The organism is Pseudomonas rossensis, assembly GCF_039888995.1.
In the GTDB taxonomy this organism is placed as follows: domain Bacteria; phylum Pseudomonadota; class Gammaproteobacteria; order Pseudomonadales; family Pseudomonadaceae; genus Aquipseudomonas; species Aquipseudomonas rossensis.
Genome location: NZ_JBBWCB010000074.1, coordinates 19,966 through 29,329, shown reverse-complemented (window position 1 = coordinate 29,329; position 9,364 = coordinate 19,966). Strand labels below are relative to the sequence as shown.

The 9,364-nt window shown below is 58.4% G+C and carries 8 protein-coding genes; 3 read left to right on the top strand and 5 right to left on the bottom strand.

The features are described from left to right. Positions 1-220: 220 nt before the first annotated feature. Together WLY71_RS19180 and WLY71_RS19175 are read right to left on the bottom strand one after the other, a co-directional pair. Positions 221-1,372, bottom strand: coding sequence for a PQQ-dependent sugar dehydrogenase (locus WLY71_RS19180; RefSeq protein WP_347804794.1), 1,152 nt, complete (start codon positions 1,370-1,372; stop codon positions 221-223). 51 nt (positions 1,373-1,423) lie between these two features. After that, the gene (locus WLY71_RS19175) at positions 1,424-1,780 is read right to left on the bottom strand and encodes a hypothetical protein (protein ID WP_347804793.1); all 357 of its coding nucleotides are present in this window, start codon (positions 1,778-1,780) and stop codon (positions 1,424-1,426) included. 203 nt (positions 1,781-1,983) lie between these two features. Here WLY71_RS19175 and ku point away from each other — a divergent pair, with 203 nt between their 5' ends. After that, positions 1,984-2,844, top strand: coding sequence for a non-homologous end joining protein Ku (ku, locus tag WLY71_RS19170; RefSeq protein ID WP_347804792.1), 861 nt, complete (start codon positions 1,984-1,986; stop codon positions 2,842-2,844). A 149-nt stretch (positions 2,845-2,993) separates the two neighbouring features. Here the strand turns inward: ku and lpxO are convergent, their stop codons facing one another. Next, positions 2,994-3,893: a lipid A hydroxylase LpxO gene (gene lpxO / locus WLY71_RS19165; RefSeq protein WP_347804791.1), complete on the bottom strand. Its 900-nt coding sequence runs from the start codon at positions 3,891-3,893 to the stop codon at positions 2,994-2,996. A gap of 483 nt (positions 3,894-4,376) precedes the next feature. On the opposite strand from lpxO, the gene WLY71_RS19160 reads away from it, so the two are divergent. After that, positions 4,377-5,966, top strand: a complete 1,590-nt coding sequence (locus WLY71_RS19160) for an ABC-F family ATPase (protein ID WP_347804790.1) — start codon at positions 4,377-4,379, stop codon at positions 5,964-5,966. A 220-nt stretch (positions 5,967-6,186) separates the two neighbouring features. Next, positions 6,187-7,374, top strand: coding sequence for an MFS transporter (locus WLY71_RS19155; RefSeq protein WP_347804789.1), 1,188 nt, complete (start codon positions 6,187-6,189; stop codon positions 7,372-7,374). A gap of 126 nt (positions 7,375-7,500) precedes the next feature. Here WLY71_RS19155 and WLY71_RS19150 read toward each other — a convergent pair whose 3' ends face one another. Together WLY71_RS19150 and WLY71_RS19145 are read right to left on the bottom strand one after the other, a co-directional pair. Continuing rightward, complete coding sequence (locus WLY71_RS19150; RefSeq protein ID WP_347804788.1) at positions 7,501-8,538, bottom strand: alpha/beta hydrolase family protein; 1,038 nt, start codon at positions 8,536-8,538, stop codon at positions 7,501-7,503. A gap of 179 nt (positions 8,539-8,717) precedes the next feature. After that, positions 8,718-9,329, bottom strand: coding sequence for an FMN-dependent NADH-azoreductase (locus WLY71_RS19145; RefSeq protein WP_347804787.1), 612 nt, complete (start codon positions 9,327-9,329; stop codon positions 8,718-8,720). Positions 9,330-9,364 lie beyond the last annotated feature (35 nt).

The window sequence follows — 9,364 nt, the reverse complement described above, 5'->3', positions numbered from 1 at the left end:
TCCTCGAATAGGCCTGATACATAGATGCAACGGGGCGGCGGTTTTTCAAAAGCGGGTAGACAGTGGGGGCGAGTCCATACATAGCAGCTGGCGAAGCCTGCGTCCGGCTGCGCAGCAGTCGTAAAATCAGCCAACGCGGTCATTCAGGTAAACCAAGGTGGCAGAATTGGCGACTGCTACGCAGCCGGACGCAGGCTTCGCCAGCTGCTACAGGTGTCGGTTACTTCAGTCCGATTTTGTACAACGCCCCATCGTCCTCATCGGTCAGCACATACAAATACCCGTCCGGGCCTTGCCGCACATCACGAATGCGCTTGTTGAGTTCGCCCAGCAATCGCTCTTCGTGAACGACCTTGTCGCCCTCGAACTGCAAGCGGATCAACTCCTGGCTCACTAACGCGCCGATAAACACGTTGTGCTGCCAGGCCTTGAAGCGGTCAGCGTCGTAGAACGCCATGCCGCTGAGGCCGGGGGACTTTTCCCAGACATGGCGCGGGGCGATGGTGCCTTCGGCGGTCTTGCCCTTGGCTTCCGGAATCGGCTGGCCGGAATAGTTGATGCCATGGGTTGCCATCGGCCAGCCGTAGTTCTTGCCACGCTCGATGATGTTGATTTCATCGCCCCCCTGAGGACCGTGTTCGTTTTCCCAGAGGGTGCCGGTCCAGGGATTGAGCGCCGCGCCTTGCGGATTGCGCTGGCCGTAGGACCAGATTTCCGGACGTACGCCGGCCTGACCGACAAAGGGGTTGTCATCCGGCACCTTGCCGTCCGGGTAGATCCGCACGACCTTGCCTTGCAGCTTGTCAAGGTCTTGGGCGGTCGGCCGGTCATTGTTCTCGCCAAGGGTGATGAACAGGTAGCCGTCGCGGTCGAACACCAGGCGCGAACCAAAGTGGTTACCGACCGAAAGCTTGGGTTCCTGGCGAAAGATCACTTTGAAATCCTTTATGGCTGTCAGGTCGTCAGACAGACGTCCGCGACCAACCGCCGTCCCGGCCTTGTTGCCCTCACCGCCCCCTTCGGCATACGACAGATAGACTGTGCGGTCTTGCTTGAAGTCGGGCGACAACACCACATCCAGCAAGCCGCCCTGCCCCTTGGCCCAAACCTTTGGCACGCCACTGAGCGGTGCGGAAAGTTTACCGTCGGCGCTGACGACCCGCAGGTTGCCAGGCCGCTCGGTCACCAGCATCCCTTGGCGATCGGGAAGAAACGCCAAGGCCCAGGGATGTTCGAGCCCCTTGGTCATTGTCGTCACCTCAAGGGTGCCCTGTTCGCTTTTAAAATTCTGGGTTGGCGCTGCGAAAACGGGCGCCGTGACGGTGATCAGTGCGCTGGCACACAGTGTGGCCAGAAGGGTTTTACGCAACATGCACGATTCCTTTTGTCGTTCGAATGGCTGGCAAGAACGCTGTCGTGCCGTTCAACGGTTGCTGGTGTCTGCGTCTCGATGAGGTGGGTTGGGAATGAATTTCGGTGGGGTGGCGGGAGGCGAGTGACCCTGAGGATAGCGGTTGCCGACGCCACTATTGTCAAGCGTCGGAGGGCGCGGCACGGGCACTGTATTCGGCCCACGGATGGTCGGCGCGCTGGGTTGCGTGCCTTGCATGCTGTTGGGATTGGCCCGGCGAATCGGGCTGTTGTAAGGATTGCTGGTGTGGCCCGTCGGGCTCTGGGCCAACAGTAATGAAGAAGGTGGCGATGCGGTGTCAGCCTGGGCCAGATTGCTCAGCACGCCACTCAACGCCAACGCGGTGCAGCCGAGCACAAATCTGTTCATGGGGAGCCTCTCGACATCAGCGTGGATAGAAACTTCGATATCACGCTACGCCCGGGGTTCGGATTTGTTAACTAAAACCTCCTTCACAAGATGTAACACGAGTTGACCCGACCGCCGATACGCCCGCAGGACCGGGTCGCAGCCCGCTGAAACTTTTGCACAGCGTCACAGGTCACCTGAACATCACTCGCGAGAAGACGACCATGGCACGGGCAATCTGGAAAGGCGCGATCAGTTTCGGTCTGGTGCATATCCCTGTGGCGCTGGTCTCGGCGACGTCCTCGCAAGGGGTGGATTTCGACTGGCTCGACAGCCGCAGCATGGACCCGGTGGGCTACAAGCGCGTCAACAAGGCCACCGGCAAGGAAGTGACCAAGGAACACATCGTTAAAGGTGTGCAGTATGAAAAGGGTCGGTATGTGGTCCTCAGCGAAGAGGAAATCAAGTCGGCGCACCCGATGTCCACTCAGACCATCGACATCTTTTCCTTTGTCGACAGCGAGCAGATCCCCCTGCAAAACATTGATACGCCCTACTACCTCGCGCCGGATAAACGCGGTGGCAAGGTCTATGCGCTGTTGCGCGAAACGTTAAGCAAAACCAATAAAGTCGCCCTGGCTCATGTTGTGCTGCACACGCGCCAGCACCTCGCCGCGCTGATGCCGCTGGAATCGGCAATGGTATTGGTGATGCTGCGCTGGCCCGCCGAAGTGCGAAGTCTGGACACCCTCGAGCTGGGCAGTGAAGTCACCAAGCCCGAACTGGCCAAGGGTGAACTCGACATGGCCAAACGACTGGTTCAGGACATGAGCGCAGACTGGAAACCCGAGGATTATCGCGACAGTTTTGAAGACAAGATCATGGCGTTGGTTGAGAAGAAGGCTAATGAAGGCAAGATCGAGGATGTCGAAACAGCGACTGGCGAAGAGGAGCGCAAAACCGCAGACGTTATCGATCTGACCGAGCTGCTTAAACGCAGCCTCGGCGGCAAGAGCTCCGGTAAGACCAAACCGGCGGCTAAACCTGCCGCGCAGAAAAAAGCCACGAAGACGTCTCGTGGCTGATTGATGGTTTTGCGGTGGATGTTATGGCCCCATCGCGAGCAAGCTCGCTCCCACATTGGCTCTGTGTTGTTCACAAATAGTGTGATCACAGAAGTTCCAGTGTGGGAGCGAGCTTGCTCGCGATGGCGTCTTCTGACGTAACACAAAACTCAGATCAAGACGAAAATCGCCAGCAATCCGCCGAAAATCGCCCACTTTTCGATGTAATAGAGCTTGCGGTTGCGCTTCTTGAGCGCTTTGCCGCGAAGGCGAATCTTGTAGATTTTGGCGAACAAGCGGTTGATACCGCCGGTCTTGTCACCCGCATCGTTTGGTGCGCCCGCCGCCGACATCACATTACGGCTGAACCAGCCATTGAACGCCGCCGCCCAGCGATACTTCATCGGCCGCTCAACGTCGCAGAACAGAATGATGCGGTTGTGCTCGGTGGTGTTTTCGGCGTAATGGATGAAGGTCTCGTCGAACATGACCGCTTCACCGTCGCGCCAGTGGTAGTTCTCGCCATCGACGTTGATGTAGCAACCGGCATCGTTCGGTGTTTCCAGGCCCAGGTGATAGCGGTAGGAACCGGCATACGGATCGCGGTGACGGACCAGTTTCGAACCCGGTGGCAGCTCGGCGAACATCGCGGCCCTGATCGAGCCGATGCTTTGCACCAATTCCGTTGTGCGCGGGCAAAGTTTCATGGCCGAAGGATGGCTGTCGCCGTACCACTTCAGGTAAAAACGTTTCCAGCCAGTCTTGAAGAACGAGTTGAAGCCGACGTCGTCGTATTGATTCGAGCGCTTGATCTCCCCGGCCCTGAGCAGGTTTTGGCCCTCGGCGCGAATTTCTTCCCAATGGTCCTGCAACGGACTCAGATCAGGAAAGTCGGCCGGGTTGAGATAAGGCTTGTTGGGGATTTTCGAGAACAGATAAAGGAAGCAGTTGATCGGCGCCAGAAACGTCGAGTGGTCGCTCAGTTGGCGGCCCAGCTTGTGGCGCACACGTCCGCGCAAGTGGACGTACGCAATGGATACAACGTAAATAGCGGCAATGATCAATTTCACAAAAATCGTCACACGTCAGAAGTGAACAAACTGCGTCCCTAGCCGGCCGATCGGCCCGAGGGTCTTGTACAGCGTCTGAATACGAAACAGCGCGTCCTTGAGCCTATGCCGCCTGTCGGCATCGGGTGATAGATGGCATTTTAGCCACAGTTTGTAACCAATAGTTAACCTTCAACTGTGAAAATCTGTCCACTGATGCTGCCAAAGTGGCCGTGCGGCCTTAACGCCCTATCGTTTAAAGAGCCAGACCAGTACAATCGCCGCCAAACATTACGCGCCCCCCTTGGTTGATGACGGGAATGAACCCCGTTTCAGCGCACTTCGACTCGGGCCAAGCGCTCCATATGCTGCTGTCCACTTATTGCCAGATGGACCTTCCGCTTCTGACCGGGATGCATTTCCTGTGGTTCGAATACCGGAAACGGGTACTGAATCGGTACTGCCGCAACCCTAGCTACTCTGAATGCTTCGCAGGAAAAACCTTTGATCTCTACAGCTAACATCACGATGCAGTTCGGCGCCAAGCCGCTATTCGAAAACGTTTCGGTCAAATTCGCCGCGGGCAACCGCTACGGCCTGATCGGCGCCAACGGTTGCGGCAAGTCGACTTTCATGAAAATCCTCGGCGACGACCTCGAGCCGTCCGGCGGCCAGGTCATGCTCGAGCCGAACGTGCGTCTGGGTAAATTGCGCCAGGACCAGTTCGCTTACGAAGAATTCACCGTGATCGATACCGTGATCATGGGCCACGAAGAGCTGTGGAAGGTCAAGGCCGAGCGCGACCGCATCTACTCGCTGCCGGAAATGACCGAAGAAGACGGCATGGCCGTGGCAGAACTGGAAACCGAGTTCGCCGAAATGGACGGCTACACCGCCGAATCCCGTGCCGGCGAATTGCTGCTGGGCCTGGGCATCGGCATCGAGCAGCACTTCGGCCCGATGAGCGAAGTGTCCCCAGGCTGGAAACTGCGCGTATTGCTGGCTCAGGCGCTGTTCTCCGATCCTGAAGTGCTGTTGCTCGACGAACCGACCAACCACCTGGACATCAACACCATCCGCTGGCTGGAAAACATCCTGACCCAGCGCTCCAGCCTGATGATCATCATCTCTCACGACCGTCACTTCCTGAACAGCGTGTGCACCCACATGGCTGACCTGGATTACGGCGAGTTGCGCCTGTTCCCGGGCAACTACGACGAGTACATGACCGTGGCGACCCAGTCCCGCGAGCAACTGCTGTCGGACAACGCCAAGAAGAAAGCGCAGATCTCCGAACTGCAATCGTTCGTCAGCCGCTTCTCGGCCAACGCCTCGAAAGCCAAGCAGGCCACTTCCCGCGCGAAGGCGATCGACAAGATCCAACTGGCCGAAGTCAAGCCTTCGAGCCGTGTGAGCCCGTTCATCCGTTTCGAACAAACCAAGAAGCTGCACCGTCAGGCGGTCATCGTCGAGCGCATGGCCAAAGGCTTTGACGGCAAGACACTGTTCAAGGACTTCAGCTTCCAGGTTGAAGCTGGCGAGCGCGTGGCGATCATCGGCCCGAACGGTATCGGTAAAACCACCCTGCTGCGCACCCTGGTCAACGAACTGACCCCGGATGCCGGCACCGTGAAGTGGACCGACGCCGCGGAACTGGGCTACTACGCCCAGGACCACGCGCACGATTTCGAAGACGACTGCAACCTGTTCGACTGGATGGGCCAATGGACCCTGGGTGGCGAGCAAATCGTTCGCGGCACCCTCGGCCGGATGCTGTTCTCCAACGACGAGATCCTCAAGTCGGTCAAGGTCATCTCCGGTGGTGAGCAAGGTCGCATGCTGTTCGGCAAGCTGATCCTGCAAAAGCCGAACGTGCTGATCATGGACGAACCGACCAACCACTTGGACATGGAATCCATCGAGGCACTGAACCTGGCGCTGGAGAACTACCCGGGCACGCTGATCTTCGTCAGCCACGACCGTGAGTTCGTATCGTCCCTGGCCACCCGCATTATCGAACTCAGCCCTAGCGGCGTGATCGATTTCAGCGGCACCTATGACGATTACCTGCGTAGCCAGGGCGTTGTGTTCTAAGCGTCTGCTGCAATTGAAAAGCCCTGTCCTGGTGACGGGGCTTTTTATTGTCTGAAGATCAAAAGATCGCAGCCTTCGGCAGCTCCTACTTTGGAATGCGCCCCCCCCCTGTAGGAGCTGCCGAAGGATGCGATCTTTTGATTTTCGTTAGCCTGCTTCCTTTTATTTGCAGCCCGCGCCATGATGCAGCTCTCCTACCGCCGCCCGCGAACGAGCCCTCATGTCTGTGCAGCAACTGCCACCACAAAGCTCCATTGCAATCACCCTGCAGATCGTCTCCATCGTCTTTTATACCTTTATTGCCTTCCTCTGCATCGGCCTGCCGATTGCGGTATTGCCGGGGTATGTCCATGAGCAGCTGGGTTTCAGTGCGATCATCGCGGTGCTGACCATCGGCTCGCAGTACCTGGCCACCCTGCTCAGCCGCCCGATGGCCGGGCGCCTGTCGGACAGCATCGGCACCAAGCGGGCGATTGTTTACGGGTTATCGGGGATTGTGTTGAGTGGCGCGCTGACGTTGATTTCAACGCTGCTGCAAAGTTTTCCGTTGCTGAGCCTGTTGATCCTGATCGCCGGCCGCTTGTTGCTGGGGATTGCCCAGGGATTGATCGGGGTCGGCACCATCAGTTGGTGCATGGGTCAGGTGGGCGCTGAACATACCGCGCGATCGATCTCCTGGAACGGCATCGCCTCGTACGGCGCCATCGCCATCGGTGCACCGCTGGGCGTGGTGATGGTTGGCGAGCTGGGGTTCGCCAGTCTTGGGATCGCGCTGTCGGTGCTGGCGCTGGCGGCGTTGTTGCTGATCCGAAACAAACCCTCGGTGCCGGTGATTCGCGGCGAACGCCTGCCGTTCTGGGCAGTGTTCGGGCGCATTGCGCCGTTCGGCGCGAGCCTGAGCCTCGCCTCCATCGGTTACGGCACGTTAACCACTTTTATTACCCTGTATTACGTCAGCCGCGGCTGGGCCGACGCGGCTTATTGCCTGACGGTGTTCGGCGTGTGTTTCATTCTGGCGCGACTGTTGTTCATCTCCAGCATCAGCCGTTTCGGTGGGTTCACCTCGGCCATTGCCTGTATGAGCATTGAAACGGTGGGCCTGGTGTTGCTGTGGCTCGCGCCTTCGACCGGTTATGCGCTGATCGGCGCAGGCCTGACCGGGTTCGGTCTGTCGTTGGTGTATCCGGCGCTGGGGGTCGAAGCGATCAAGCAAGTGCCCAATTCCAGTCGCGGGGCGGGATTGAGTGCTTACGCGGTGTTTTTCGATCTGGCGCTGGCGATTGCCGGGCCGTTGATGGGCGCGGTGGCGTTGAACCTTGGGTACACGTGGATTTTCTTCAGCGCGGCATTGTTATCGGTGTGCGGGCTAGGCCTAACCTTGATACTGAAACGCCGCGCATTAACCTGACGCATGCAATCCCTGTGGGAGCGAGCTTGCTCGCGATGGCGCCCTCAAATTCAACATGGATGTTGGCTGACAGACCGCTATCGCGAGCAAGCTCGCTCCCACAGGGATTAAGTGGTGGTCATAAAATCATTGATCGGCGGTCTGCATTCCGGCCCGGGTCGGTTTGCCAAGCGCATGAGAGAAGAAACGCCCAGCTTCGGAAATCATGTTGCGATGGATGTCTTTGCGATCGACGCCATCGGCATCGGTGCACAGCGCCGGCATAGCGATGATTTGTTCTTCATTGCAAGGCGCCATAAACACAAAATGCCCTGCCCCCGCCAGCAACTTGAAGTCCGGTGCGATCGGCAGTTTGCGCGCCAGGGCGGCGGCATTCTTGTCGAACGCCACCAGTTTGTCGCCGTCACCGCTGTAGAGCAGGACCGGCACGTGCACGTCGGCCAGGGTATGGCGACCAAACTTCAGGCTCAGCGGCGCCATGAGCAGCAAGGCGCGAACCCGAGGGTCAACCACCGGTTGCAAGTCATCGCGGTCAGCAATCAATTCGCCTTGGGTGTTGCAGGCATCGCGGTCGTCCGGACGTTCCTGACAATAGCGGCGCAGTCGGTCCAGGTCTGGTGTCGCGCCGGACAGAATCAGCGCCGTCTCCCCGCCCGCCGAATAACCGATCACACCGACCTGATCGGCATTGACGAAGGGCGCGAGCATTCGATCGCCCAGCGTCGCGGTAATGGCTTCGGAAATCTGGATGGGCCGACCGTAAAGGTTACTCAACGTACCGAGGCGGCTGTGGTCTTTGGAGTTGTCACCGGGATGGGTCACCGCCACCACCACAAACCCTTTGCGTGCCAGCGACGTGGCGAGGTCGTTTAAAGCCAGCGGGGTTCCGGTGTTGCCGTGGGACAGCATCAGCATCGGAAAACGACCGATGGCGACTGGGGTGTCTTCGCCCGCTTCGACCGTGTAGCCCTCGATGATGCTGGAGTGCTCCTTGTCGCTGGAGGGATAGAAGGCGATGGCGCGCATCGGCTGCAAGTCCAAAGGGTCAAGAAAACTCATCTCATGGAAGCCGACGCTCCAGTGAGGATGCGGCGCAGGCGCGGCGTGCACTGAGTTCAGGCTGCTGAGCAGACAAATCAGTAAAGTTGCACAAAGACGCACCATGGGAGGCTCCACCTGGCTAATGACCGGGGACGTTAACCCTCGACTGCATAACTTGGGCCACTTTTTAATGAAATTCCGAAATAGCCAGAAACAAAAAACTCCGTATCTGGCACTTGCGTGATCAGAATACAGAGTTTTTTGGGTATTGCCCGAGCTGTTTGATTTTCTTTACACAAGCCTTACGCGGCGGCGAACAACTGCTCGCTGATTTGCGTCTGGGCGTCGCTCATGGCTTTGGTACGAACTTCGTCACCGTAGGCAAGGCCATGGGCACGGACGAACTCGAGGTCAGTGATACCGATGAAGCCGAACAGCACCTTCAAGTACTCTTCGTGAGCCACGCCCGTGGCCTGACCAGCATGCAGACCGCCGGAAGTCGATACGATGACGACTTTCTTGCCACCGCACAGGCCTTCAGGACCGGCTTCGGTGTAACGGAAGGTCTGACCGGCAACGGCGATGCGGTCGATCCAGGCCTTGAGTTGGGTCGGGATGGTGAAGTTGTACATCGGAGCTGCAATCACTACGGCATCGGCGGCGAGGAATTCGGCCAGGGTGGTGGCGCTCAGCTCGGCTTCGTGTTGCTGCGCGGCGTTACGCAGTTCAGCGGTGGTGCCGGCGGCAACCAGGGTCGTGGCGGAGAAATGGCTGATGGCATCGGCGGCCAGGTCGCGATAGGTCACCACGGCAGTCGGCTCTGCGGTTTGCCAGGCTTTAACGACTTCGCTACTCAGCTGACGGGAAGCCGAGTTGTCACCAAGAATGCTCGAATCGATATGCAGCAGTTTCATGTGGGATCTCCAGGTGAGGATCGCTACGAGGCGAT

Coding starts and splice junctions, on each gene's coding strand:
- WLY71_RS19145 (WP_347804787.1), bottom strand. CDS start 9,329: ATGAAACTGCTGCATATCGATTCGAGCATTCTTGGTGACAACTCGGCT.
- WLY71_RS19150 (WP_347804788.1), bottom strand. CDS start 8,538: ATGGTGCGTCTTTGTGCAACTTTACTGATTTGTCTGCTCAGCAGCCTG.
- WLY71_RS19180 (WP_347804794.1), bottom strand. CDS start 1,372: ATGTTGCGTAAAACCCTTCTGGCCACACTGTGTGCCAGCGCACTGATC.
- WLY71_RS19175 (WP_347804793.1), bottom strand. CDS start 1,780: ATGAACAGATTTGTGCTCGGCTGCACCGCGTTGGCGTTGAGTGGCGTG.
- WLY71_RS19155 (WP_347804789.1), top strand. CDS start 6,187: ATGTCTGTGCAGCAACTGCCACCACAAAGCTCCATTGCAATCACCCTG.
- ku (WP_347804792.1), top strand. CDS start 1,984: ATGGCACGGGCAATCTGGAAAGGCGCGATCAGTTTCGGTCTGGTGCAT.